Source organism: Paraglaciecola sp. MB-3u-78 (assembly GCF_002835935.1).
Taxonomy (GTDB): Bacteria; Pseudomonadota; Gammaproteobacteria; order Enterobacterales; family Alteromonadaceae; genus Paraglaciecola.
In genome coordinates this window covers 405,468-429,871 of the sequence record NZ_PJCF01000002.1, presented here as the reverse complement: position 1 = coordinate 429,871, position 24,404 = coordinate 405,468, and the positions used below count along the sequence as shown (strand labels likewise).

25 protein-coding genes and 5 tRNA genes are annotated in these 24,404 nt (G+C 39.9%); 24 read left to right on the top strand and 6 right to left on the bottom strand.

The features are described from left to right. Nucleotides 1-596 precede the first annotated feature (596 nt). Both CXF95_RS03735 and ygfZ read right to left on the bottom strand, forming a co-directional pair. A complete protein-coding gene (locus CXF95_RS03735; protein WP_101197439.1) occupies nt 597-1,082 on the bottom strand; it encodes a peptidylprolyl isomerase in 486 nt (161 codons plus the stop codon). A 27-nt stretch (nt 1,083-1,109) separates the two neighbouring features. Next, complete coding sequence (ygfZ, locus tag CXF95_RS03730) at nt 1,110-2,057, bottom strand: tRNA-modifying protein YgfZ (protein WP_101197438.1); 948 nt, start codon at nt 2,055-2,057, stop codon at nt 1,110-1,112. Between the two features lie 162 nt (nt 2,058-2,219). Here ygfZ and CXF95_RS03725 point away from each other — a divergent pair, with 162 nt between their 5' ends. Next, nucleotides 2,220-2,471, top strand: coding sequence for a succinate dehydrogenase assembly factor 2 (locus tag CXF95_RS03725; RefSeq protein ID WP_101197437.1), 252 nt, complete (start codon nt 2,220-2,222; stop codon nt 2,469-2,471). Beyond that, on the top strand, nt 2,458-2,901 hold the full coding sequence (locus CXF95_RS03720) for a protein YgfX (protein WP_369809275.1): 444 nt from the start codon (nt 2,458-2,460) through the stop codon (nt 2,899-2,901). The genes CXF95_RS03725 and CXF95_RS03720 overlap by 14 nt, the downstream gene beginning before the upstream one ends. A 122-nt stretch (nt 2,902-3,023) precedes the next feature. Here the strand turns inward: CXF95_RS03720 and nadB are convergent, their stop codons facing one another. Further along, entirely contained in the window at nt 3,024-4,622 is a 1,599-nt protein-coding gene (nadB, locus tag CXF95_RS03715) for an L-aspartate oxidase (protein WP_101197436.1), read from the bottom strand. A gap of 238 nt (nt 4,623-4,860) precedes the next feature. Here nadB and rpoE point away from each other — a divergent pair, with 238 nt between their 5' ends. The 10 genes from rpoE (at nt 4,861) to CXF95_RS03665 (ending at nt 13,546) form a co-directional block, all read left to right on the top strand. After that, complete coding sequence (gene rpoE / locus CXF95_RS03710) at nt 4,861-5,442, top strand: RNA polymerase sigma factor RpoE (protein ID WP_101197435.1); 582 nt, start codon at nt 4,861-4,863, stop codon at nt 5,440-5,442. Between the two features lie 42 nt (nt 5,443-5,484). Continuing rightward, nucleotides 5,485-6,114, top strand: a complete 630-nt coding sequence (locus CXF95_RS03705) for a sigma-E factor negative regulatory protein (RefSeq protein ID WP_101197434.1) — start codon at nt 5,485-5,487, stop codon at nt 6,112-6,114. Further along, nucleotides 6,092-7,111, top strand: a complete 1,020-nt coding sequence (locus CXF95_RS03700; protein WP_232787625.1) for a MucB/RseB C-terminal domain-containing protein — start codon at nt 6,092-6,094, stop codon at nt 7,109-7,111. The genes CXF95_RS03705 and CXF95_RS03700 overlap by 23 nt, the downstream gene beginning before the upstream one ends. Continuing rightward, nucleotides 7,111-7,599 (top strand): SoxR reducing system RseC family protein, encoded by a 489-nt coding sequence (locus tag CXF95_RS03695; protein ID WP_101197433.1) that lies wholly within the window; start codon nt 7,111-7,113, stop codon nt 7,597-7,599. The genes CXF95_RS03700 and CXF95_RS03695 overlap by 1 nt, the downstream gene beginning before the upstream one ends. A gap of 171 nt (nt 7,600-7,770) precedes the next feature. Next, nucleotides 7,771-9,567, top strand: coding sequence for a translation elongation factor 4 (gene lepA / locus CXF95_RS03690; RefSeq protein WP_101197432.1), 1,797 nt, complete (start codon nt 7,771-7,773; stop codon nt 9,565-9,567). Then, the gene (gene lepB / locus CXF95_RS03685) at nt 9,568-10,473 is read left to right on the top strand and encodes a signal peptidase I (RefSeq protein ID WP_101197431.1); all 906 of its coding nucleotides are present in this window, start codon (nt 9,568-9,570) and stop codon (nt 10,471-10,473) included. Then, nucleotides 10,474-11,160: a ribonuclease III gene (rnc, locus tag CXF95_RS03680; RefSeq protein ID WP_101197430.1), complete on the top strand. Its 687-nt coding sequence runs from the start codon at nt 10,474-10,476 to the stop codon at nt 11,158-11,160. Then, nucleotides 11,150-12,079, top strand: coding sequence for a GTPase Era (era, locus tag CXF95_RS03675; protein ID WP_101197429.1), 930 nt, complete (start codon nt 11,150-11,152; stop codon nt 12,077-12,079). Before rnc ends, era begins: the two co-directional genes overlap by 11 nt. Nucleotides 12,080-12,119: 40 nt before the next feature. After that, nucleotides 12,120-12,761, top strand: coding sequence for a pyridoxamine 5'-phosphate oxidase (gene pdxH / locus CXF95_RS03670; protein ID WP_101197428.1), 642 nt, complete (start codon nt 12,120-12,122; stop codon nt 12,759-12,761). A 17-nt stretch (nt 12,762-12,778) separates the two neighbouring features. Next, complete coding sequence (locus CXF95_RS03665; protein ID WP_101197427.1) at nt 12,779-13,546, top strand: TatD family hydrolase; 768 nt, start codon at nt 12,779-12,781, stop codon at nt 13,544-13,546. A gap of 4 nt (nt 13,547-13,550) precedes the next feature. On the opposite strand, the gene CXF95_RS03660 is transcribed toward CXF95_RS03665, so the two are convergent. Beyond that, entirely contained in the window at nt 13,551-14,162 is a 612-nt protein-coding gene (locus CXF95_RS03660) for a hypothetical protein (protein WP_232787624.1), read from the bottom strand. 195 nt (nt 14,163-14,357) lie between these two features. On the opposite strand from CXF95_RS03660, the gene CXF95_RS03655 reads away from it, so the two are divergent. The 4 genes from CXF95_RS03655 to CXF95_RS03640 are packed head-to-tail and all read left to right on the top strand — an operon-like array spanning nt 14,358 to nt 18,932. Beyond that, nucleotides 14,358-15,293 (top strand): ABC transporter ATP-binding protein, encoded by a 936-nt coding sequence (locus CXF95_RS03655; RefSeq protein ID WP_101197426.1) that lies wholly within the window; start codon nt 14,358-14,360, stop codon nt 15,291-15,293. Then, complete coding sequence (locus CXF95_RS03650) at nt 15,293-16,027, top strand: ABC transporter permease subunit (protein ID WP_101197425.1); 735 nt, start codon at nt 15,293-15,295, stop codon at nt 16,025-16,027. Before CXF95_RS03655 ends, CXF95_RS03650 begins: the two co-directional genes overlap by 1 nt. Nucleotides 16,028-16,029: 2 nt before the next feature. Further along, a complete protein-coding gene (locus CXF95_RS03645) occupies nt 16,030-17,910 on the top strand; it encodes a GldG family protein (RefSeq protein ID WP_101197424.1) in 1,881 nt (626 codons plus the stop codon). After that, nucleotides 17,907-18,932, top strand: coding sequence for a DUF4340 domain-containing protein (locus CXF95_RS03640; protein ID WP_101197423.1), 1,026 nt, complete (start codon nt 17,907-17,909; stop codon nt 18,930-18,932). Before CXF95_RS03645 ends, CXF95_RS03640 begins: the two co-directional genes overlap by 4 nt. Before the next feature lie 25 nt (nt 18,933-18,957). On the opposite strand, the gene CXF95_RS03635 is transcribed toward CXF95_RS03640, so the two are convergent. Together CXF95_RS03635 and folD are read right to left on the bottom strand one after the other, a co-directional pair. Further along, nucleotides 18,958-19,506 (bottom strand): DUF1415 domain-containing protein, encoded by a 549-nt coding sequence (locus CXF95_RS03635; protein WP_101197422.1) that lies wholly within the window; start codon nt 19,504-19,506, stop codon nt 18,958-18,960. Nucleotides 19,507-19,508: 2 nt separating this feature from the next. Continuing rightward, the gene (gene folD, locus CXF95_RS03630; RefSeq protein ID WP_101197421.1) at nt 19,509-20,363 is read right to left on the bottom strand and encodes a bifunctional methylenetetrahydrofolate dehydrogenase/methenyltetrahydrofolate cyclohydrolase FolD; all 855 of its coding nucleotides are present in this window, start codon (nt 20,361-20,363) and stop codon (nt 19,509-19,511) included. Between the two features lie 237 nt (nt 20,364-20,600). Here folD and CXF95_RS03625 point away from each other — a divergent pair, with 237 nt between their 5' ends. From CXF95_RS03625 to clpP, 8 genes are all read left to right on the top strand, one after another. After that, nucleotides 20,601-20,861, top strand: a complete 261-nt coding sequence (locus tag CXF95_RS03625) for a DUF5062 family protein (RefSeq protein WP_101197420.1) — start codon at nt 20,601-20,603, stop codon at nt 20,859-20,861. A 168-nt stretch (nt 20,862-21,029) separates the two neighbouring features. Beyond that, nucleotides 21,030-21,106: transfer RNA gene (locus tag CXF95_RS03620), tRNA-Pro, on the top strand. A gap of 30 nt (nt 21,107-21,136) precedes the next feature. Continuing rightward, nucleotides 21,137-21,213: transfer RNA gene (locus CXF95_RS03615), tRNA-Arg, on the top strand. A gap of 66 nt (nt 21,214-21,279) precedes the next feature. Further along, nucleotides 21,280-21,355 (top strand) — tRNA-His (locus CXF95_RS03610). A 3-nt stretch (nt 21,356-21,358) separates the two neighbouring features. After that, nucleotides 21,359-21,443 (top strand) — tRNA-Leu (locus CXF95_RS03605). Nucleotides 21,444-21,611: 168 nt separating this feature from the next. Then, nucleotides 21,612-21,688: transfer RNA gene (locus tag CXF95_RS03600), tRNA-Pro, on the top strand. Nucleotides 21,689-22,294: 606 nt separating this feature from the next. Next, complete coding sequence (gene tig, locus CXF95_RS03595) at nt 22,295-23,605, top strand: trigger factor (protein ID WP_101197419.1); 1,311 nt, start codon at nt 22,295-22,297, stop codon at nt 23,603-23,605. A 90-nt stretch (nt 23,606-23,695) separates the two neighbouring features. Next, on the top strand, nt 23,696-24,340 hold the full coding sequence (gene clpP, locus CXF95_RS03590) for an ATP-dependent Clp endopeptidase proteolytic subunit ClpP (RefSeq protein ID WP_101197418.1): 645 nt from the start codon (nt 23,696-23,698) through the stop codon (nt 24,338-24,340). Nucleotides 24,341-24,404 lie beyond the last annotated feature (64 nt).

The window sequence follows — 24,404 nt, the reverse complement described above, 5'->3', positions numbered from 1 at the left end:
AACACATTAGCGGCGATGGTAGTTTGGGGTCTCCCCATGCGAGAGTAGCACATTGCCAGACTCCCAATTAAGTACAAAGCCACCTTTATCGGGTGGCTTTGTGCGTTCAGGGAAAAGAAAAGTAGTCATAACATTTTGGTGTGGGAAAGGTGGCTTTATACTTAAACGCGAATGCGCGCATTGCTACCCCGCGGTCATCCTTCACAAAGTGGCTCCCCGGACTCAAGCTTAGCTTGACTCGTTCCAGTGGCAGGAGCCGTGCTCCTGAAAACTCCACTTCCACCCTCCTGCGAGAGTAGCACATTGCCAGGCTCCCATTTAAAGAAAGGGCTATCCGCAAGGGTAGCCCTTTTTTGTTGTGTGAAATAACGCCATCTGTCCGGTAGGCTGGTGCTCCAGCCTCGGTTTAACCCATAGCGATGCGGTTCCACCTGATCACATTGAGAACTCAGAAGCGAAACGCATGGGATGACCCGCACACGGCCCCAATTACAACAAAGGCACCTGAATAGGGTGGCCTTGTTGTGCAAGCAATTTGAGAATTGAAACATAAAAAAAGCGCTCTATTGAACGCTTTATCATTTTATGTTTACTACTTAGTGAGAATGCTCACATCCTGCGTCAGTATGCGGGTGACCATGTGTAATTTCTTCTTCTGTAGCTTCTCTGACTTCTAATACTTCTACGTCGAAATTAAGTGTTAGGCCTGACAAAGGATGATTACCGTCAACTACAACTTCTTCTTCATTGATGTCAATTATCATCACTGATTGTTCCCCGTCATCGGTTGATGCTCTGAAGGTCATACCCACATTTAAATCCATATCTTCAAACATTGTTTTAGGTACAGACTGGACTAATTCTTCTTGACGTTCGCCATAGGCGAGAGCTGGGGCTATATCGATAATAAATTTGTCACCAACTGTTTTATCTTCTAATTCATCTTCTAAGCCTTGGATTAAAAAATGGCTACCCTGCAAGTAAACCATAGGTTCACTATTTCTAGATGTATCGATTTGGGTGCCGTCAGATGAACAAACAGTAAAGTGGATAGTGGCAATGGTATTATTGGCTATATTCATTATATTCCAGTCAAAATTATTTTATGCTTATAGTAAAGGATAGGGAAGTGCTTGGGCAACGAAGATTGTGTTTGGCGAAGACTTAACTCTAAATGCACTGCCTACTTGTGTATCGTTGGCTAAAATTGCAAATATCCAAGTCTGTCCTGCTTCTGAGCCACTGCGTAGTATTTTTCCTCCGGGACGCCAGTTTTCACCTATTTGGTATTCAAGCTGCTCGCCGCTTAAGTCTTTGTTGTCGGTCTGGGTTGTTAAAATAAAGCCAGCGCGTTTGTTACGGCCCAAATATTTTGTTCTTGCCACAACTTCTTGGCCCATGTAACAGCCTTTTTCAAAGTCTATGGCATCCATTGCCTGCAGATTCAACATTTGTGGCACATATTCGTTTATCGTTGTTTCACGGATATCTCCCAGCCCAGACTTTATGTCTGCAATCTCCCATAGATCACTATTTTCAGATTCGTTTAAGAGTAACTTGTTTTCAGTATTATTGGGTTGTAAAACTAGGTAACGTTGCTCTGGACTTTCAACTGACATAACCAAGCCATAAACGTTTGAGATGACTTTTCTATCACCAGAAGGTAATTCGTCAAATAGATCTGATATTGCTTTTTCAAATAAATCACCAGAGCCACCCGTTATTTGCCAATTATCGCTTTGATTGGTGATGTCTACTTTGGCAAATACCCCATATTTATTCAATTCGGAAAGGGATTTATCTAATACGGATTTATGAGTGACCAATAAAATAGAGTTTTGCCAAAGCAAGGTATAAAAAACACTCCATACTTTGCCTTTAAAATCACAATGACTGGCCAAAAGTGCATTATTTTGGGTCAGCTGATTCACATCTGCTGTTATTTGCCCTTGTAAGTAATTGACCCTTTCTTCACCAGTGAGTTGGATCACTCCACTATTCTTAAGCTTATTGGCATACTGTTTTGTTTGGATATGGTCTGTGAGTGGTTGTGACATATAATCTTCTCTTTTGCTAATCAGCACTAGTAATTAATATGGGGTACGAGTTTGATTTAGCAAGGAAAAATCTGAAAACAACCGATTATTACTGTTATTATTAATACTTAAGGAACTTGATTTTCAAGTTTTTGCTGAAATACTCGAAATAAGAGGTTATACATGTTTGATAAAAAACGATATGGTCGATTGAAGTGGGCATGTCGCCGTGGAATGTTGGAACTTGATGTACTCTTTATGCCTTTTGCCGAAACCGGTTTTAATGAGTTGTCCGAGCAGCAGCAGGAAGTGTTTGAGCGCTTGTTAACCAGTGATGATCCTGATTTGTACGCTTGGTTTATGGGACATCAGCCCTGTGATGATAAAGAATTTAGTGAAATGATTGAACATATTTTGAGCCGTGTCAAAGTATAGAGTTGAGCTTAAATCGTCTCGTTTATTGGTGATTTTTAAGTTGCTGGTTTATGTGATTTTAATGTTATCAGTCTTGAATTGGCAGTCTGAGAGTATTCAATATCAGCTTTTACTGCAAATGTTAACTATGACAGTCATTACTTTTTGTTTTTTTAAAACTGTCTTTTATTATAGAGATCAAAAGCTGACACCCGTTATTTTTACCCAAGGGGGAGAATGGTTGGAAGTCGCTATAGACGGGCAAATAAGTTGGAGAATGACTGATAAATCTAGAGTCAGTGGGTTGCTATTATTTATTCATTTAATTTCTCCACTGAACCCTCGCCATTCAAAATGGTGTTTAATATATAAAGACCAAGTCACGAAGCGAGATTTTCGCAGACTGTGCCGTGCCGTTATTTATCAACAACAAACCACTGGGATAGATTGATATATGACATGCTCCCATCTAGGTGTAACCAAGCTATCTAAGTTGAAGCGCATTTTATAAGGCGGTAGGTGTTTGGGTTAACCACCCACAATACCCGCTGCACCTTATTGGTAGCATTCGCGCTATTTAAGATCGTTCTGTATTATTGTAGGTTTTGGATCGTCAAGTTTGTCAGGATAGTCTAAGTTAAAGTGTAAGCCTCGACTTTCTTTGCGATTTTTAGCACATTTCACTATTAATTCAGCAACTGTCAGTAAGTTTCTAAGCTCTAGTAAGTTATTACTAACTTTAAAATTGGAATAATAATCATTCACTTCCTGTTGTAATAATTGAATACGATGATGGGCACGCTCTAAACGTTTATTTGTGCGCACAATACCTACGTAATCCCACATGAACAAGCGTAACTCATGCCAGTTATGTTGAATAATGACTTCTTCATCAGAGTCACTCACTTTGCTTTCATCCCAAGCTTTTATTTTTTCATCTGGTGTGATTTCAGTTAACCTCGTCGCAATATGATTAGCAGCAGAATGAGCATACACAATACACTCCAATAGTGAGTTACTTGCCATCCGATTTGCACCATGTAGTCCAGTATAAGCCACCTCTCCTATGGCATATAAGTTGTCTATATCAGTTTTGGCATAAGTATCTGTGACGACTCCACCGCAACTATAATGAGCCGCGGGTACAACGGGGATGGGTTGTTGGGTAATATCGATACCCAAAGAACGGCACTTTCGATAAATATTAGGAAAGTGCTTAACAATAAAGTCACTAGGTTTATGGCTGATGTCCAGATACATACAATCAGCGCCTAAGCGTTTCATCTCAAAATCAATGGCTCTTGCGACAATGTCACGTGATGCCAAGTCACCCCTTTTATCAAACCTATGCATAAAAGTGGTGCCATCAGGATGACAAAGTTTCGCACCTTCTCCTCGTAAAGCTTCGGAAATTAAAAAGTTTCTTGCTTCTGGATGATATAAACATGTTGGATGAAATTGATTAAATTCCATATTAGCGACACGGCAACCTGCACGCCAAGCCATAGCAATACCGTCACCACTTGATACGTCTGGATTTGATGTATATTGATATACTTTACTCGCTCCACCTGTTGCTAAAGAGACAAACTTGCTACGAATAATTTCGACTCTTTCCCGTTTTCTATTCCATACATAGGCGCCTAATAATAGATTTTTTGTGTGTTTGCTTTTGATTAAATCAACGGCGTTATAACGCTGGAATAGATGAATATTAGGATGCTGCTGGACTGCTTCAATAAGGGTGACTTGAACTGCTGCGCCAGTAGCGTCAGCCGAATGTAAAATACGTCTGTGACTATGGCCTCCCTCTCGTGTTAAATGAAACCGAGTTTCACCATTGTCCGAGTTTTCCCGGTCAAATGGCATTCCAAAATCAATCAGCCATTGCATACATGTTTTGGCTTGAGAAGCGGTGAACTCAACAGCGTCTCTATCACACAAACCGTCGCCAGCTAAAAGAGTGTCCTCAACATGTGACGTAATAGAATCATTTTCATCAAAGACGGCTGCAATGCCGCCTTGTGCATATTTGGTTGACCCTTCAGATATATCACTTTTACTTAACACTATCACTTGGCAATGATCTGCAAGTTTTAAGGCGTGACTCAAGCCTGCGGCGCCACTTCCAATAATAAGTACGTCACATTGGTGTTCAATAGTAGGGTGCATAAGGTAAACTAGGTAATATAGAAGATTTATCAGGCAATACTAATTTACACATTATAAATTACAATGCTTTTTATAGTTGATTGTATGTAAATTTCCATTTTTAATGCTTAATCAATTATACATGATTGATTTTTTTTGAGAAAAAGTTGGATATATTCGAACTTTTCAAATTTAGTAGAGTCAATAGTAGTGCTTGCATGAGCCGTAGTCTATTTTCGTACAGGAGTAAAGGCTCGAAATGAGCGAGCAGATAGCAGACCAACAAATTGTTGAAAGAGTACAGCGGGGAGATAAAAACGCCTACGGGTTGTTGGTAACAAAGTACCAACACAAAGTATCCTATTTAGTCTCTAGGTATGTTAAAAACTCAGGGGATGTGGCAGATGTGACGCAAGAAGCGTTTATCAAAGCATACAGAGCCTTACCAAATTTTAGAGGTGACAGCGCTTTTTATACTTGGTTATATAGAATAGCTGTCAACAGTGCAAAAAATTACTTGGTTTCTCAAGGAAGAAAGCCCCCAGCAAGTGATGTTGATGCTGATGAAGCAGATTATTATGACGGCAGTGATGCATTAAAGGAAAATAATTCACCCGAAAAAAACTTGATGTCAGAGCAAATGGAAAAGCTGTTGTTTGACGCCATGGAAAAGCTACCTGAAGATCTACGTATGGCTATCAGTCTGCGTGAACTAGAGGGGTTAAGCTACGAAGATATTGCTAATGTGATGGATTGCCCAGTAGGAACTGTCAGATCGAGAATATTTAGGGCCAGAGAAGCATTAGATAAAGTGATTCAACCATTATTAATGAATGATTGATTTTCTATCAAAGTAGAATTTTATTAGCGGGAACCATATTGTATGTCGCAAAAACTTGAAAATTTATCAGCCTTAGTCGATGGTGAAAATGGTGTATCTAGCTCATCAAATAACCTTGTGTTGGATGCGGTTAAAAATGATACTGAATTGCAGCTAAAATGGAAAAGTTACCATCTTATTCGAGACGGATTACGCCAAGAACTACCCGCAAATATTAACTTTGATATTGCCGATAAGATAGCTCAGGCGATAGAAGCTGAGCCTGCAATTTTGGCTCCAAAGAAAACTTGGCGCGACCTACCTTTAGTGAGCAATATTGTGCCTTTTGCAAAACAAGGCGGGCAAATGGCAATTGCTGCATCTGTGGCTGTAGCGATGATAATTGGAGTCCAGCAGTTAAATCAGGCTGATGTAAATCAACCTTTCAATGCAGCTCCGCCTATTCCTGGTATTCAAGGTGGTTTATCGCCAGTAAGTTTTGACCAAACGCGTGCAATACCCAACTCTGGTGCGGTTGAACAAAAGCGGCGGATAAACGCGTATATGACAGATCATAAACAACAATTACGTTTTAAAACTATTGAATCGGTTAATGACAAGTCTGCGATAATGAATCAAGATATTAAAAATCAAGAGGCGCAATCAGACATTGTTGAAAACACCCCTCAATAAAATTTCCAGCAGAGTCGTATTGACTTTGCTGATATGTATGTTTGTTCCTTTGCATATCTGTGCGCAGGAAGAATCGTCTAGCGAAACGTCTAACAAGTCTTACCCATCTGACAGTGCTCAAGCATGGTTGGTTAAGATGTCTGATGCAGTTAAGTCTCTTAACTACACTATTTCCTTTATTTTGTTAAAGCCCGGAGTTGACTCCCAACCCTATCTTTGGCGACACGGTGTGAATGAAGATGGCCTTGAAATGGAACAACTTAATCTTCTGAACGGTCCGGGTAGGGAAGTTGTTCGTATCGGCGATAAAGTGAGTTACTTTGAACCTAACGTCCCACCTTATAGCTTGCAGTCATCTATTATCAATGGGCCATTTCCAAGTGAATTTTTTCAGCTTCCTGAAAAATTAATGCTGAGTTATGAATTTATTTTAGTAGGGCGGAGTCGAATTGCGGGACGTGCTGCTCAACAGATTCGGATCATCAGTAAAGACAAAAGTCGTTTTGGTTTAAATGTTTGGCTTGATCAAGAAACAGGTTTGTTGTTAAAAATGAATATGTTTGGTCAAGAAGCTCAGCTTCTAGAACAAATTCAAGTTACCGGTTTACAAGTAACCAAAGACCCCGATCCTTTCTTCGAAAAAATCGAGCCAGGAATGTTACCTGAGGTAATCAGTTTTGGTCCCAGTGCACCTCTCAATTCAAAATGGTCAATTGGTTATATTCCTAAAGGTATGACAATCATAAAAAGAGACTTGCGGCGCTTGGCTGTTTCGGGTGAAGTGGTTGAATACATTATGTTAAGTGATGGTTTAGTTGATGTCTCTGTCTATCTGCAAGAGAAAGAAAATAATAAGCCGCAGGAAAATTTAGTGGGTACAGTACAATCTGACACACTGTTAACCATTGAGCATGGTGAACTGAATATAACGGTCATTGGTAAGCTTCCCGCAGCCACGGCTAATGCCATTGCAAAATCGATTCAAAGAATTAATTAATGATTGAAGAAATTGGAGTGATTTGTGCGATAGAGCAACACAACTCTCAGCAAGTTGTAATAGTTGAAACACAAATTAAATCGACTTGTGGTAGTTGTGAGGCTCAGTCCAATTGTGGTACCGGCGCAATCGCGAACGTTTTTGCTACTAAGCGAGAAACCTTACGCTTTCGATTAAATGAAATGGTTGAAGTAGGGCAGAAAGTTAGTTTAGGTATACCTGAAGAAAATTTACTTAAAGCATCTGCGATGGTTTATTGTTTGCCCTTATTAGCTCTTGTTATATCTGCACTTATCGGACAAACCATCCTTCCCTTAGTTGGGCTGATGGCCGAAGGATGGTTGATTTTGTTTACTGCTATCTGCAGTTTTTTGACCTTTATGTTTGTACGTCGTTTTTTAAGTCGCACTGACCAAGGTGATTTTCACCCTCTTATCCTTAAAGTTTTCCCATTAGAAATACATAATATCCAAGTCAAACAAGTCTAAGTTTCATTTTCTGTTACAAAAACCCATAAACATGCTTTAGTTGTGTCGCAAAGTGATTGATAAAACTGTAAAATTCCCGTCTATTTAATTTTTTGTCCCATACTCTAGCGGCTGTTCTTTGTTTAACTAGTTGCTTGGAAACAAAACCACTTGGTAATTTTCAAAAACTTTATGCAACACAAGCACATACGTAACTTCTCAATTATTGCTCATATAGACCACGGTAAATCAACTCTCTCTGATCGTTTGATCCAACATTGCGGAGGATTGAGCAGTAGAGAAATGTCTGAGCAAGTCCTCGACTCCATGGATATTGAAAAAGAGCGGGGTATTACCATCAAAGCGCAAAGTGTCACGCTGAACTACACCGCAAAAGATGGTCTTACTTATCAATTAAATTTCATCGACACGCCCGGACATGTGGATTTTACTTATGAAGTATCACGTTCTCTAGCTGCTTGTGAAGGTGCCTTATTGGTAGTGGACGCCGGTCAGGGAGTTGAGGCGCAAACATTGGCAAATTGTTATACGGCTATTGATTTGAACATGGAAGTGGTGCCTATAATAAATAAGATTGATTTGCCTCAAGCTGAACCCGATCGTGTTGCTGAGGAAATAGAAGATATAGTGGGTATCGACGCTATCAATGCAGTGCGCTGTTCTGCTAAAACAGGCATTGGAATAGAGGACGTATTAGAAGTTATTGTACGCCAAATACCACCGCCAGAAGGTGAGATTGATGCACCGTTAAAGGCTTTGATTGTTGACTCTTGGTTCGATAATTATCAAGGGGTTGTATCTCTTGTACGAATTATGCAAGGAGAGTTACATAAGAACGACAAAATTAAAATTATGAGGACTGGTGGAATTCATCAAGCGGATAAAGTGGGTATCTTTACACCTAAAGCAACTGACACAGGGGTGTTAAGAGCCGGTGAGGTAGGGTTTGTTGTCGCTGGCATAAAAGAAATTAATGGGGCCCCAGTGGGTGATACTATCACTTTAGCGAAACGACCTGCATCTGAAGCCCTACCAGGTTTTAAAAAGGTCAAGCCTCAAGTCTACGCAGGTCTGTTCCCAATTAGTTCTGATGACTATGAAGACTTTCGTGATGCATTGGCAAAATTAAGCCTCAATGATGCTTCTTTGTTTTTTGAGCCAGAGAGTTCATCTGCACTGGGTTTTGGTTTTCGTATTGGTTTCCTAGGTATGTTACATATGGAAATCATCCAACAACGTTTAGAACGTGAATATAATCTGGATTTGATTACCACTGCACCGACTGTGGTGTATGAAGTGGTCACCAAAGAGGGAGAAACTATTTATGTCGATAATCCTTCAAAATTACCGGCTGTTAATGACATTGAAGAAATTCATGAACCTATAGTTGAAGCGCACATTTTAGTGCCGAAGCAGTATCTTGGTAATGTCATTACATTATGTGTTGAAAAACGTGGCATGCAAACCAGTATGACTTATCACGGCAAACAAGTTGCGGTGAGTTATGATTTGCCTATGGCAGAAGTGGTAATGGACTTTTTTGATAAATTAAAATCGACTAGTCGAGGTTTTGCGTCTCTTGACTACAATTTCAAACGTTTCCAAACGGCTGAAATGTCACGCTTAGACATTTTGATCAATGGCGAGCGTGTTGACGCCCTTGCCATGATTACACACAAAGATCACGCTGTGACTCGTGGCCGACAGTTAGTAGAAAAACTCCAAGAGCTTATCCCCAGACAAATGTTCGATATTGCTATCCAAGCAGCTATTGGTAATCAGATAATTGCTCGTAGTACCATTAAGCAATTACGTAAAAACGTTACCGCCAAGTGTTATGGTGGTGACATCAGTCGTAAGAAAAAATTATTACAGAAACAAAAGGATGGAAAAAAACGTATGAAGTCAGTGGGTAATGTAGAACTGCCTCAAGAAGCCTTTTTAGCACTTCTGAAGGTAGGTAAATAAATGGCTAATTATTTTTCAATTTTTTTGGTAGTACTCACCTTCGCGTCGGGTTTGATTTGGTTGGTCGATAGCTTGATGTTTGCCTCTAAACGTCGTGAAAGAATGGCAATTGCCACTAGCCCCGTCGGTGCAACATCTGCTTTTGAACAGGATGCACAATTACCTTGGTTGGTCGATACAGCACAACAAATTTTCCCTGTTATCGCTTTTGTAATGGTGTTGCGATCATTTTTGTATGAACCTTTTCAAATTCCTTCCGGCTCAATGATGCCCACTTTATTAGTGGGGGATTTTATTCTTGTTGAAAAGTTTACCTACGGACTAAAAGATCCAGTAATGCGAAACAAGTTCGTCGATATTGGAGCACCTGAACGGGGTGATGTCGTCGTGTTTAAGTTTCCACCAGAGCCACACCTAGACTATATCAAACGTGTAGTGGGCTTACCTGGGGATACTGTTATTTATCGAAATAAACAACTCCAAGTTAAACCAGCTTGCGATACTGCTGAAAATTGCCCAGCATTTCAGACTATTGATTTAAAGTTTGAGAGCCGAGGGGAGGCTTATCAGCAATTTGCACCTTTAGAAAAATATACAGAGCAACTAGGCGAAGTTAGTCATCAAATCTATCGCACTCAAGGCAGAGCCAGTTCCAGTCGTTATTATTCTCAGCCGGGAACGCAGGCGGATGAATTTATTGTTCCTGAAGGACATTATTTTGTTATGGGAGACAATCGCGATAATAGTGAAGATGGAAGATATTGGGGATTTGTACCTGAAGAAAATTTAGTGGGTAAAGCCGTTGCGATTTGGATCAGTTTTGAATTTGATCGTGTGCCTAGTAGTTGGGTTCCAGGATGGATCCCAACTGGTGTTAGGTTTGAACGTGTCGGTGGCATAAAATAAATGCCACTTGTTAACCCATATCTACCGTTATACAAACGCTTGGGTTACACCTTTGTCGATGAGGCTAATATAGTCGAAGCTTTAACTCACAGAAGTGCCAGTAAACAACACAATGAGCGTCTTGAATTTTTAGGTGATGCTATATTAGGAATGGTCATAGCGAAAGCTTTATACCTGCGTTTTCCTAAGCAGCCAGAGGGCAAGCTAACTCGTATGCGCTCAAGCTTGGTCAAAGGGGATACCTTAGCCGAAGTCGCTAGGGAATTTGAGTTAGGTGAGTTGTTACTGCTGGGCCCAGGCGAGCTTAAAAGTGGTGGGTTTCGCCGTGATTCAATATTAGCCGATGCAGTAGAGTCCATCATCGGCGCCATTTATTTAGAAGCGGGCATGACTAAGTGTGAAGCCTTAATTCTGGATTGGTTTGCTTGTAGGCTTAAAGCTCTCGATCCAGAAGCTGTGTCCAAGGACGACAAAACCCGCTTACAAGAATACCTACAGTCAAATAAACATCCTTTACCTCTTTACGAGGTTACTGAAATTAAAGGTAAGTCACATGATCAGACTTTTTATGTTGAGTGTAATGTAGAAGGTTTAAATAAAGCCGTGGTAGGTAAAGGTAATAGTCGACGTAGAGCAGAACAAAAAGCCGCAAAACAAGCATTTGAGAAATTAATTAATGATAGATAACAAGCCTGATGAAAAGTCGACTGTCGATACTCACTGTGGGATGATCGCCATTGTCGGACGCCCCAATGTGGGTAAGTCGACCTTGCTGAATAAACTGCTAGGTCAAAAAGTGAGTATTACTTCCAGAAAACCACAAACCACTCGTCACAGAATAATGGGTATCGACACTCTAGATAATCGTCAGGCCATTTATGTGGATACACCGGGATTACACATTGAAGAAAAACGCGCCATAAATCGTTTTATGAATCGCGCAGCATCTAGCTCAATTGCTGATGTTGGTTTAGTACTGTTTTTGGTAGAAGGTACTAAATGGACCGATGACGATCAAATGGTGTTGACCAAGATACAACAGTCTGGCTCACCTTGTTGGCTGATTGTTAATAAATCAGATAATGTTAAAGATAAAGAAACTATGCTTCCCCATCTTAAATGGTTGGGTGAGCAACATAACTTTCAGCAAATTATGCCTATCTCAGCGAAAACAGGTAAAAATGTCGAAGAGTTACGGGCATTAGTTCTGGATACGTTGCCCGAAAGTGAGTTTTATTTTCCAGAAGATTACATCACAGATCGTTCAAGTCGTTTTATGGCATCTGAGATTGTTCGTGAAAAGCTGATGCGCTTTACAGGAGACGAGTTACCTTATTCTATTACTGTGGAAATTGAACAATTTCTCCTGGCCGAAAATGGTATATATCGTATAAACGGTTTGATTTTGGTTGAGCGTGATACCCAAAAAAGTATGGTCATTGGTAAAGGGGGACAACGCCTTAAAACCATTGGTATGGAAGCACGCAAAGATATGGAAGTCTTGTTTGATGCAAAAGTTTATTTAGAACTTTGGGTAAAAGTGAAGTCAGGCTGGGCTGATGACGAAAGGGCACTACGTAGCTTAGGTTATGGATTAGATAACTAATATTTGAACTTGCTTCATCCTAAACAAACAAGAGGTAAAGATGCGTTCAATCAGTGATATTCGTCGGGATTACACTCAAGCAGGGTTAGATGTCGATGATTTGACTCCAGAACCTTTTGCGCTTTTTGAGCGTTGGTTACAAAATGCAATTGATGCAAATTTAGCCGACCCAACTGCTATGACAGTTGCTACAGTGGATAAATCGGGGCAACCTTCTCAACGTATAGTGCTCTTAAAAGATTTTGATAAAACAGGTTTTGTTTTTTACACTAATACCGGCAGTAAAAAATCCCAAGACTTAAGTCAAAACAACAAAATTTCGTTACATTTTCCATGGCACATGCTTGACCGTCAGGTGAAAATCACAGGTGTTGCTCAAAAATTAAGTGCAGTTAGTGTGGCTAAATATTTTATGTCACGTCCTAAACCTAGTCAGATTGCTGCATGGGCATCTGCACAAAGTCGTCCTATTAATAGTAAACAATTACTTTTGGAGAAATTTTCCGAGGCAACAAATAAGTTCGCCAAAGGGGAAGTTCCATTGCCATCATTTTGGGGGGGCTACAAAGTTGTAGCCCAGCAAATCGAGTTTTGGCAAGGAGGAGAACATCGACTTCACGATCGTTTTGTTTACACTAAAACATCCGAAGGCGTGTGGCATACAGAACGTTTGATGCCTTAACCATTTAAGGTTTTGTTGTGTTGATAGATAGTCATTGCCATCTTGATTTTAGCTGTTTTGATCATGACCGAGTTGAGGTTTTGAATCACTGTCGAAAGCTGGCAATAGAGACTATAGTCATCCCCGGCACTCAGGCTAGTCAGTGGCATAAACAAATAGACCTGTGTCATCTGTATCCCCAACTTAAGTTCGCCTTAGGTTTGCATCCCTATTTCCTGAATAGTTTTGAATCTTTACATTTAGTTGAATTATCCCAGCTGCTAAATCAGTATCAAGACAAGGTACTGGCTGTCGGTGAGATTGGTCTTGATTCTCATATTGATGTTGATTGGAAACTGCAATTACAAATATTTGAACAGCAATTGTTGATTGCTGAAGAGCATAGGTTACCGGTGATTTTGCATCACAGGAATTCACATAACGAACTTATACGTACGCTTAAAGCAAAAAAATTCACCCAAGGTGGCATAGTGCATGCTTTTTCTGGGAGTGTGCAACAAGCAAAAACGTATATTGATTTAGGGTTCAAAATTGGGGTTGGCGGCGGTATTACCTATTCCCGTGCAAGTAAAACGCGCAGAACAATAGCTCAATTGCCTATTGATTGTCTGGTTTTAGAAACTGATGCACCAGATATGCCTTTGATGGGCAAGCAAGGACAAAGAAATAGTCCTGAGTATTTACCTGAAATATTTGAAAGTCTGTGGTCACTGCGCAATGAAACTAAACAGCAATTACTTCAAGCTTGTTCTCATAACGTGCGGGTTAGTCTGGCAAATCTTTAAATGTTTATTGTTTAGATGAACGAATGAGTTGTCTATATCTGACTTTGTAGAATGCACGAGTGATTAATATGCCCCCAATGGCTGCTAGTATCATTAACATTTGTACTTGTTGATTGAGCTGTTTTTGATATTCACTATGATATGCCATCACTTCTTTTTCTTTGAGTACAATACTCAAGAAACCGATTATCTGCTCATTATGGGTGATATTTTGCACGAAAACTAAAGGTGATATAGCTTTCGTTTTAAATGCAGCAACCACAGATAACGCTGAGTTGTTATCGGCCAATATTCTGCCTTTTTTATCGAATAAAGACACGCCAGCAACATGAGGATCAGCAACGATATAACTGAGTTGTTGGCTTAATTCTTCCGAATCATTTTCAAGGAGCGAACTTATCAGTATTTTGCCTGACAAAGAAGATAGGCTAACACCTAACTGATTTGCTTGTTTCGAGTGCCAGTTTAAAGATTGTTCAGAGCTGATAAGCCAAAGGTTTATACAGGCGATGCATCCCACAACGGCCAAAACCAGATTCGCTATGCGTTTGAAGATAGAATAGCGACTAGGTTGTTGAAAAGGGGCACTGAAAATAGATGTATTTATTTGTTGCATGCCCAGACAATAAGTCAAATTGGTTGTGATGCCAAGTTAATAGCTTGTAGGTTGCAAAAAATAGCTCAATAAGTATGAGTAAGATACTTTTTTTCATATAAAATTCTTTTCGTAAACGGGTAATCAAAATATTGAAATTTACCGAATTAGCACCATATCTCTTGTGCATTCGATATTGGTCATTACAGGATTATTATGATCTCAGTCAAAAATTTATTTAAATCATTTAATGGTACCCAAGCTGTTAGTGATCTCTCATTTGATATTATTCCCGGTGATGTGGTGGGCTTTTTAGGTCCAAACGGCGCGGGTAAGTCAACAACCATGAAGATGCTGACAGGTTTTTTACTTCCCACCAGTGGGGATATCCACATTACTAACTTGTCTCTGGAGCAGTCTGCATTAGAGATAAAAAAGAAAATTGGTTATTTGCCTGAGGGAGCCCCAGCTTATGGCGATATGACCCCTCTGCAGTTTCTGAATTTTATTGCTCAGATTAGAGGTTACAAAGGTGCCGAAAAGACATCAAGGATTGAGCAAGTCGTTAATCAGGTAGAACTTCACGAGGTATTAGATAAGCCCATTGATAATCTATCCAAAGGTTTTAAAAGACGCGTAGGTTTAGCCCAAGCCTTGATCCATGACCCCGAAATATTGATCCTCGATGAACCTACTGATGGACTCGATCCGAATCAAAAACATCAAGTCCATAAACTGATCAAAAATTTATCTAAAGATAAAATAGTTATTATCTCAACCCATATTCTGGAAGAGGTCACCGCTGTGTGTAATCGGGTGATGATAATAGCTAAAGGTAAACTTTTGTTTGATGACACTCCTCAAGCCCTTAACCGTAAGTCTAAATATTATGGTGCCGTGACCTTATATTGTAGTTATCGCGCCGATGTTTCTGAGTTAGGTGAGTTGGAAGGTGTAGCAGAAATGGAAGAAGACTTAAGTACGGGGCGAGTGACCCTGTTTCCTAAACCTGGCGCAGAAATATTGCATTTAGTGACGGCCCACGCGCAACGGTGTAAATTGCCAATAGATAGTTTATATGTTGAGCAAGGTCGATTAGACCAAGTGTTTAGACAAATTACTCAAGACATTTCTCAAGAGGAGAACCCGTAATGAGAAATCTAAGTATTTTATTTAGACGAGAGTTTTCTAGCTTTTTTGCTACGCCAGTTGCCTATGTTTTTATTGGCATTTTCTTGGTTTTGTCTGGTGTATTCACATTTTTTGTCGGCGGTTTCTATGAACGTGGACAAGCTGATTTGTTGCCCTTTTTTAATTTCCATCCCTGGTTGTATCTTTTCCTTGTACCAGCGATTGCCATGCGTAGTTGGTCTGAAGAACGAAAAAGTGGCAGCATTGAACTGCTCATGACCCTGCCAATAAGTACTTGGCAGGCCATGTTGGCCAAACATCTTGCTGCATGGGCGGTGTTGGGTTTGTCGCTATTGTTAACTTTTCCATTGTGGTTAACGGTTAATTATCTGGGAAACCCAGATAATGGCATTATCGTTGCCGCTTATTTCGGTAGCTGGTTAATGGCTGGGGCATTTTTATCTATTGGCTTGTGTATGTCGGCCATGACTAAAAATCAGGTCATCGCTTTTATACTATCAGTGGTGGTGTGTTTCGTATTCGTAGTCAGCGGCAGTAATATTGTACTCGACGCCTTTAAAAGTTGGGCACCTAGTATGGTTATTGACGTTGTGGCCTCTTTTAGTTTTCTGACGCATTTTGAGGCTATGGCCAAAGGTGTGATTGCTTTAAACGATTTAATGTATTTCCTGCTGGTGACCATCTGTTGGTTGTTTGCCGGTTTAGTGATTATTGAACAAAAGAAGGCGGATTAGTCATGAAACAAAAATTGACCTCATCTGTTAATTTGTTTTTGATCTTGGTAGTTTTTATTGCCTTAGTGTTTGTGAATAATCAATTGTTATCTTCGGCAAGATTAGATTTAACTGAAAACCAAGTTTACACTCTGTCCCAGGGAAGCAAACAGGTTTTGAAAGAAATAGACGAACCGATTAATCTATACTTTTTCTTTTCAGACAAAGCCTCTAAAAATATGACCAGTTTGCGTAACTATGCCAATCGTGTCGAAAGTTTACTGACTGAATATGAAACCTTTGCTAACGGCAAACTCAAGTTGCAGGTGGTAGATCCTCAAGCATTTTCTGAGCAAGAAGATCAGGCAGACCAATTTGGTTTGACCGCTGCCAATATTGGTGTAGCAGGCGAAGCTATTTATATGGGATTGGCGGCTACCAATGCGTTAGATGAACAAAAAATCATTGCGTTTTTTGACCCACAAAAAGAAGGTTTTTTAGAATATGAAATCAGCAAACTGATTTATCAACTAAGCGAGCCAGAACCAGTCAATATTACTTTAATAACGGACCTTGCTTTAAAAGGTGGACAGAACCCCATGACGGGACAGGTTGATCCTCCTTGGACATTTCTTACTCAATTAGAGCAATTATATTCAGTAGAACAACTCGGTAGTGACATCATCAGTTTGCCAGATAGCACCGACGTATTGCTGTTAGTGCACCCCAAAGAATATAGTGATGCGTTATTATTTGCTATCGACCAATACGCGCTCTCTGGCGGTAAAATCTTAGCATTTTTGGATGCACATAATGAATCTGATCAAATGGCAATGATGGCCGGACCAATGCCCAGGGGTAATAGTTCAAACTTGCAGCCTTTACTCACCGCATGGGGGGTGCAGTTTGATACTGATAATGTGCTGCTTGATGCTATGGCAGGCCTAGATATTCGGACCCAAGATAGTGGCGTGACCAGACATTTTGGTTTTGTAGGTTTTACCACAGACCAGCTTGATCGTGAAGATGTGATCACCTCAAACCTCGAAGTGATTAACGGAGCGTCGTTTGGTGTTTTTAGCCAAATTGAAAATCCTGAATCAACTTGGTTACCATTGGTTAAGTCAACACTAAACTCAGACTTGATGGATACTGGCACCTATTCCATGACACAAGACCCTGAAGAATTAGCGAAAGCGTATCAAAGTGACAATCAGACATATGTTTTAGCTGCAAGACTATCGGGGCAGGCCAAAAGCGCTTTTGATCAAGTACCTGAAGGAGTAAAGCTGATTGAGTTAGTTAAATCAACAGATAATTTAAATGTGGTTTTAGTGGGTGATACAGACATGCTCGCAGACCGTTTCTGGGTACAACAATCTGATTTTTTTGGTGAAACTATGTATACACCTTTCGCTAATAACGGTGATTTTATTACTAATGCTGTTGAGAATTTAGGTGGTAGTGATGCGCTCATCAGTATCAGAAGTCGCGGGATATTTAGTCGCTCTTTTAGCAAGGTTGATGAACTAACTGTCATTGCAGAACAAAAATTTCGCGACCAAGAGCAAATACTGCAACAGCAACTAGAAGAGACTGAGCAGCAATTAGTGCAGTTACAAAATCAACAAGTTGAAGGAGGCGCTTTGGTTATTAGCCCCCAACAACAGTTAGCTATTGATGAGTTTATGCAAAAGAAAGTCACTATTCGTAAGTCTCTACGGGATGTTAGACATCAACTTGATAAAGACATTGAAAGTTTGGGTAACTGGTTAAAACTGGTCAATATGGCCATAGCCCCATTTATTCTCATTTTATTACTTGCGCTGTTAAGAGGAATTTTCAGAACTAAGCCGCGTTCGACCTCAATTGCCACTAAGTCAAAAGAGGGGGCTGTTTTATGAATAAACAGGTCTCTGTATTGGCTATTTTTGCGATATTGGCTTTAGGATTGGGAGTATGGTTGAGTCAATCACCTTCCAAAGATAAATTTGAAGCGGTCCTTTTGTTTGACGATCTGCAAGAACTTGCTAATCAAGTGGATAATGTCGAAATAAGGAATGCTCAAGGTGTATTGTTTAGTGCAAAAAAATTAGGTGATCGTTGGTTGGCAACCTTTGATCCTGAGCAACCTGTATATCCCATTTCTCAAGATAAACTTGCAGAATTTGTTGAAACAATGATGCGAGTAAAGTTAATGGAGGCAAAAACTAGCAAGCCAGAAAACTATATTCGTTTGGGTTTACAATCTGTTGATGTTGACGACAGTATGTCTAGTTTAGTTACTTTGAAAACCAGTGAAAATTCTTGGCAAGTATTAGTGGGTAACAGCGTCACATTAGGTGAAGGCCAATATATACTTAAACCCGGTGATCCTCGAAGCTGGCGAACCGATAAAACGATTCATTTACCAATAGATAAATACTCATGGTTAAAACAGCCTATTTTGCCTTACCAAGCACAGGATATCAGTTCAGTTTCACGAGTTGATAGTTCGGATTGGCAAATCACTAGAGCTGTTAGCGGCGATTTTCAGCTGATTAACATGCCAAAAGATAAACAATTAGAATACCCTAGTATTCTCAATTCAATCGTTAGCAGCTTAACCAGCCTAGATTTTGAGCAACTGTTACCTGCGGATGAAGTCTTTAATCAACCGTCAAAAATATTGACCCAGCTTGAAGTAAGTACAGCAGAACAGAAAATATTTCAGGTCGTGGTAAGTGAATTAGAGGATAAACACTTTGTGAATTTTATTTCTACCGCTCAAACAGAGTATTGGCAAAAATGGACTTACCAAGTTTCTAATTTTTCCGCGCAACAATTGATCAAAACAATAGATGATTTTTTAGAGCAAGAAAACACCATTACAAACAATAGCGATACAATATCTCAAACTATTGACGAAGGTGATTCACCTAATTAAGTCAAATTCGAAGTACTGATTTTGGTTATTTCATTAAGGCTTTTATGAAGCTTGAACCTAACTCTCTTGCCTTGGTAATATTATTTTCTGGAATGCTTTCAGGGTCAGGGTAACGTTTCAGTACCGCTTCTATACTGCTTTCTCTGAGTATATGCAAAATGGGGTAGGGTGATCGGTTAGTGTAATTAGCTGGGTCATTTTGCTCCTCACCATCAAAGCAATAATCAGGATGAAAGCTGGCTAATTGATAAACACCCCCGTAACCACCTTGTCCAATGAGCGTGTTGGCCATCTCAAGCATATCAAGAAAATCATCAAAATCGGCAAAACCTTGTGGAAAAATAAGCAGTGTGGTTTGAATATCCTGTAGCTGTTCAAGTAATGCGAGTTCTTCGAGTAAGTGACTCAGTGCATCATTAACTTGGGTCGCGGGGAATATGGCAAAACGTACTGTATTGCGTTCCATTTCCTTTTTAGCGAAAGGACAAAAGTTCAGCTCTACAATCACTTTTTCTATCCAGGATTTTACAGATAATTCTACTTTATCATCGCCTATCTGGGCACAGATGTTCATATTTATGAATGGTACTTCACATAGGCTTCCAAAGTATTTTCAATAAGGCTGGCAACTGTCATCGGCCCTACACCACCTGGGACAGGTGTTATCCAGCCGGCTCTCTGGAAAGCGCCAGCGTATTCAACATCTCCACCTAAGCTTCCATCTTTGTTTCGATTGATACCTACATCGATAACAATTGAACCAGGTTTTATCCACTCTCCAGGAATAAAGTCTGGTTTGCCAACAGCTACCACCAGTAAATCGGCGCGCTTAACATGAGATTGAAGATCCTGAGTGAATTTGTGACAACTGGTGACAGTACACCCAGCTAAAAGTAATTCCATAAACATCGGACGACCTACAATATTGGATGCACCCACTATAACTGCATCTAACCCTTTTACAGGACGCTTAGTGGACTCAATCAAGCTCATAATGCCTTTGGGTGTACATGGACGCAATGCAGGGATACGCTGAGCGAGTCTGCCAATATTATAGGGATGAAAGCCATCTACATCTTTGTACGGATTGATACGCTCCAAGATTTGCTCTTTGTTTAAGCCTGCGGGGAGAGGTAACTGCACGAGTATGCCATCAATCTCATGGTCGTCGTTTAATTGGTCGATAATATCGAGCAGTGATTGTTGCGACGTTGTCGCCGGTAAGTCATATGATTTTGAGACAAATCCTACTTCTTCACAGGCTTTACGCTTCTTATTAACGTAAACATGTGAGGCGGCATCACTACCTACTAAAACAACAGCTAAGCCTGGGGCTCTTCGGCCTGATGACGTGATGGCTTTAACTTGTATAGCCACATGTTGTCTTATATGTTTGGCAAGTAAAACACCATCAATTTTCTGTGCTGGCATGAATGACCTAGAGCGAAATATTCAGTAGTTGTATTGTCACATATCGAATGGGTTTATCGCAATTAGGATGTATTAAAAAAGACTAAATTCAATCATAATTCTTAAGCCATTTCTTGTTGTTAATGATATAACATGCAGTCAATCACAAACATGAAAATTATTTAACTACCTTAGGTTTTACGCCTAAAAAGAATGGTCGCTGGACTAATGACGGCAATTAATAAATGTGAGATGTAAATGAAAAAAATTTTAAATGAAACCCAATTGTTGAAAAAAGCCTTAGTGGTTGGCGAAGCATATGCCAGGAACAGAGGATTTAAAACTTTCTCTGCAACAGACTCTGCAAAAGAGAAAGTCGAGTGTATTTATCGTTTGTTGGCGAATGATAAATTAATAACACCATTACCTTCTGGCAGTGAAGATTTGTTAAGTATGAAACATAAACTCGCGGTGTGGTTGAAAAACAAACTTCCTAAAGATCACCCGCTATTAAAGTAGCAGCCGTTAATAGTGTTGTTTTTACGAGCTAATTTAATAAAAAATGTACATCTAGGATTAAAAATAACCAATCAAAAAAATTGATTGAAAAAGTGTTTGACGAGCATATACCAACTCTGTACTATGCGCCTCCTCTTAGCTTTGAAGAGAAAGAAGTTAGAGTTAAGTCGGTGAGTAGCGCAGCTTGGTAGCGCACTTGGTTTGGGTCCAAGGGGTCGCAGGTTCGAATCCTGTCTCACCGACCATTTTTAAAAAAGTTACTTTCGGTTCGTGTAGCGCTTGTAGCTCAGCTGGATAGAGCAACGGCTTTCTAAGCCGTGGGTCACAGGTTCGAATCCTGTCGGGCGCACCATGCGATCGAAGAGCCTGAGAAAAAGTATAATAATCATAAGTTTCAAATTTACTGCAGTTTATTGTGGTGAGCGTAGCTCAGTTGGTAGAGCCCCGGATTGTGATTCCGGTTGTCGCGGGTTCGAGCCCCGTCGCCCACCCCACTCGCGGGAGTGGTGGAATTGGTAGACACGCTGGATTTAGGTTCCAGTGCTTCACGGCGTGAGAGTTCGAGTCTCTCCTTCCGCACCATCTTTATAATCATTTAGATCCAAATGGTTTTATATTTTGAACATAACTTTTAATTATATCATTTGTATATCCCTATACAAAAATTGATAGATCATAAAATTCATTATTTAAAGAACATCATTTTCAAATTATATGATGAATTAATAATCTGTTTTTTTAGAGTTAAGTCGGTGAGTAGCGCAGCTTGGTAGCGCACTTGGTTTGGGTCCAAGGGGTCGCAGGTTCGAATCCTGTCTCACCGACCATCTTTTCTAATCTTGTATTCCTCGAATAATTGCATGGCTTTATAAGCCACAAATCAAATCCCTTACGCCCGACTTGATTTTTTGTATACAGCTGTAAAAAGGAAGTGAAAATTGACGCTCGAGGGCAATGCTCTTCATCCAATGATTAGGTGAAACTGGATACTTTAGAAGCACAGCTTCTCCCCGTTGAATAGCTCGACAAGCGGGGCATGGGTTCAAATTTTTTGATTGATCCTCAACACAACCCGGAATATTAGCCGTGTTCCAAAGGCAATCTTCAAATAATTTATTCGACAATTGATATTTTGATTCATATCCAACAGCAGCCCCATCGATACTAAAAGACTTTTACAACTCATAAAACAGCTATTAAGTTGCTAAACGTCAATTCTATTTCAAAGCTTGGCATTTTACCCTCGACTTGCGGTATCGCTATCGCTATACTATTGCGTCATTTTATCAGGCTATCTTGTCTAAGAAGAAAAGTTCTTTTGTCAGGATATTCGGAAGCAAGTAGTGTATTTGTTACAATAATTATTTTGCGCCGATAAAAGCTATTTAGTAATAACATATAAGCGCAAGTATGCGCATAATTGAGGTATCAGAATGCAAGTATCCGTTGAGGCGACCAAAGGTTTAGAACGCCGTCTTACTATCACCGTTCCTGCTGAGTCAATTGATTCTGCAGTCAAGTCTCGCTTACAGCAATTAGCCAAAACCCAAAGAATTAATGGTTTTCGCCCTGGTAAAGTGCCTGTTAATGTTATTAAGAAACGTTATGGTCAATCCGTACGTCAGGAAATTGCTGGTGAAGTGATGCAACGCAATTTTTATGAAGCTATTACTCAAGAAAAAATTACTCCAGCAGGCATGCCTAGCTTTGAAATGAAAACAGACGAAGATGGCAAAGACTTAGAGTATGTAGCGGCTTTTGAAGTCTATCCAGAAGTAGAAGTCAAAGATGTTGCTAAAATTCAAGTTGAAAAGCCAGCAGTAGACATCAGTGATAAAGACTTAAGTAACATGATTGACACTTTGCGTAAGCAACATGCCAGTTATAAAGAAGTAAAACGCAAAGCCAAGAAAGACGATAAGGTCACTATTGATTTTATCGGTACTATCGATGGTGAAGAGTTTGATGGTGGTAAAGCTGAAAATTTCGCCCTAGAAATGGGTAAAGATCGCATGATCCCTGGTTTTGAGAAACCTATTGTCGGCAACAAAACCGGTGATGAGGTCATTGCAGATGTCACCTTCCCAGAAGATTACCATGCTGAAAAGTTAAAGGGTAAAGTGGCTCAGTTCACTATCAATATCAAAAAGGTTGAGCAATTAGACTTACCTAAAGTTGATGAAGAATTTGCTAAATTGTTTGGTATTGAAGATGGCAACATCGAAGCACTACATGCTGAAGTACGCAAAAATATGCAACGTGAGCTAGACCAAACATTAAAAGCATCAGTAAAAGAGCAGGTTATCGCTGGTTTACTTGAAAAAAATCAAATTGATTTGCCAAAAGCACTAGTTGATCAAGAAATTAACGCGTTACGGGAACAAGCTAAACAACGTTTTAGCCAGCAACAGGGCGGAAATGTAGATAACATGCCAGAGCTTCCAGCTGATTTGTTTGAAGAAAACGCCCGTAAACGTGTCAGTATTGGTTTGTTGTTAGGTGAAGTGATTAAAATTAACGAGCTAAAAGTGGATGCTGCTAAAGTAGCTGCGCTAATTGAAACTGCCGCTTCTGCTTATGAAGATCCCCAAGAAGTAATAGAATATTACAGAACAAACGATGAATTGATGCAACAAATGAATAACGTTGCTATGGAAGAACAAGCGGTTGAATTATTGCTTGAACAAGCCAAAGTTAAAGAAGTGAAGAAATCTTTTGATGAGATCATGAACAAACAGGCATAATTTGCCTATTGTTATTTGACTTATCTAGTCTGCAACTGCTTAAATGCTCGGTAACTACCGAGCATTTTTATTTGTGAAGAATTTGAATTTATGATGAATACCAATTTTGATCCAACAAACGCATTAGTTCCAATGGTTGTAGAGCAAACGGCCAAAGGTGAACGTTCTTACGATATATATTCTCGCTTGTTAAAAGAGAATGTTATTTTCTTAGTCGGTCAAGTTGAAGACCACATGGCTAACCTTATCGTTGCTCAGTTGTTATTTTTAGAAGCCGAGAATCCAGAAAAAGATATTTTCTTATATATTAATTCTCCCGGCGGTTCAGTGTCGGCAGGTATGGCTATTTACGATACAATGAACTTTATTAAACCGAATGTTAGCACTGTCTGTATTGGCCAAGCTGCCAGCATGGGCGCATTCTTGTTATCTGCAGGCGAAAAGGGCAAACGTTATTGTTTACCTAATTCCCGCGTGATGATCCATCAACCCTTAGGCGGTTTCCAAGGACAAGCGTCGGATTTTGAAATTCATGCTAAAGAAATCCTGTCTATTAAAGAGAAGATGAATCGTTTGATGGCACAACATACTGGACAAGAGTATGAAAAAGTTGCGCAAGATACCGACAGAGATAACTTTTTAAGTGCAACCGACGCTGTGGAATATGGGCTAATTGACCAAGTATTGTCGAGTAGACCAGATACCAGTCAAGCTGACACAAAAAGCGACAAGTGATAAAATGACTCTGTGATAAACCCAAAGGTAACCTATATGCAATTTGTTTGTAGGATCCCTTTGG

What these genes read in the sequence shown, in the direction of transcription:
- CXF95_RS03655 (WP_101197426.1), top strand. Translation starts at nt 14,358, where the DNA reads ATGATCTCAGTCAAAAATTTATTTAAATCATTTAATGGTACCCAAGCT.
- pdxH (WP_101197428.1), top strand. Translation starts at nt 12,120, where the DNA reads ATGCGTTCAATCAGTGATATTCGTCGGGATTACACTCAAGCAGGGTTA.
- lepA (WP_101197432.1), top strand. Translation starts at nt 7,771, where the DNA reads ATGCAACACAAGCACATACGTAACTTCTCAATTATTGCTCATATAGAC.
- lepB (WP_101197431.1), top strand. Translation starts at nt 9,568, where the DNA reads ATGGCTAATTATTTTTCAATTTTTTTGGTAGTACTCACCTTCGCGTCG.
- CXF95_RS03735 (WP_101197439.1), bottom strand. Translation starts at nt 1,082, where the DNA reads ATGAATATAGCCAATAATACCATTGCCACTATCCACTTTACTGTTTGT.
- CXF95_RS03625 (WP_101197420.1), top strand. Translation starts at nt 20,601, where the DNA reads ATGAAAAAAATTTTAAATGAAACCCAATTGTTGAAAAAAGCCTTAGTG.
- rpoE (WP_101197435.1), top strand. Translation starts at nt 4,861, where the DNA reads ATGAGCGAGCAGATAGCAGACCAACAAATTGTTGAAAGAGTACAGCGG.
- folD (WP_101197421.1), bottom strand. Translation starts at nt 20,363, where the DNA reads ATGCCAGCACAGAAAATTGATGGTGTTTTACTTGCCAAACATATAAGA.
- CXF95_RS03650 (WP_101197425.1), top strand. Translation starts at nt 15,293, where the DNA reads ATGAGAAATCTAAGTATTTTATTTAGACGAGAGTTTTCTAGCTTTTTT.
- CXF95_RS03640 (WP_101197423.1), top strand. Translation starts at nt 17,907, where the DNA reads ATGAATAAACAGGTCTCTGTATTGGCTATTTTTGCGATATTGGCTTTA.
- tig (WP_101197419.1), top strand. Translation starts at nt 22,295, where the DNA reads ATGCAAGTATCCGTTGAGGCGACCAAAGGTTTAGAACGCCGTCTTACT.
- CXF95_RS03645 (WP_101197424.1), top strand. Translation starts at nt 16,030, where the DNA reads ATGAAACAAAAATTGACCTCATCTGTTAATTTGTTTTTGATCTTGGTA.
- era (WP_101197429.1), top strand. Translation starts at nt 11,150, where the DNA reads ATGATAGATAACAAGCCTGATGAAAAGTCGACTGTCGATACTCACTGT.
- nadB (WP_101197436.1), bottom strand. Translation starts at nt 4,622, where the DNA reads ATGCACCCTACTATTGAACACCAATGTGACGTACTTATTATTGGAAGT.
- CXF95_RS03695 (WP_101197433.1), top strand. Translation starts at nt 7,111, where the DNA reads ATGATTGAAGAAATTGGAGTGATTTGTGCGATAGAGCAACACAACTCT.
- rnc (WP_101197430.1), top strand. Translation starts at nt 10,474, where the DNA reads ATGCCACTTGTTAACCCATATCTACCGTTATACAAACGCTTGGGTTAC.
- ygfZ (WP_101197438.1), bottom strand. Translation starts at nt 2,057, where the DNA reads ATGTCACAACCACTCACAGACCATATCCAAACAAAACAGTATGCCAAT.
- CXF95_RS03635 (WP_101197422.1), bottom strand. Translation starts at nt 19,506, where the DNA reads ATGAACATCTGTGCCCAGATAGGCGATGATAAAGTAGAATTATCTGTA.
- clpP (WP_101197418.1), top strand. Translation starts at nt 23,696, where the DNA reads ATGATGAATACCAATTTTGATCCAACAAACGCATTAGTTCCAATGGTT.
- CXF95_RS03660 (WP_232787624.1), bottom strand. Translation starts at nt 14,162, where the DNA reads ATGCAACAAATAAATACATCTATTTTCAGTGCCCCTTTTCAACAACCT.
- CXF95_RS03725 (WP_101197437.1), top strand. Translation starts at nt 2,220, where the DNA reads ATGTTTGATAAAAAACGATATGGTCGATTGAAGTGGGCATGTCGCCGT.
- CXF95_RS03705 (WP_101197434.1), top strand. Translation starts at nt 5,485, where the DNA reads ATGTCGCAAAAACTTGAAAATTTATCAGCCTTAGTCGATGGTGAAAAT.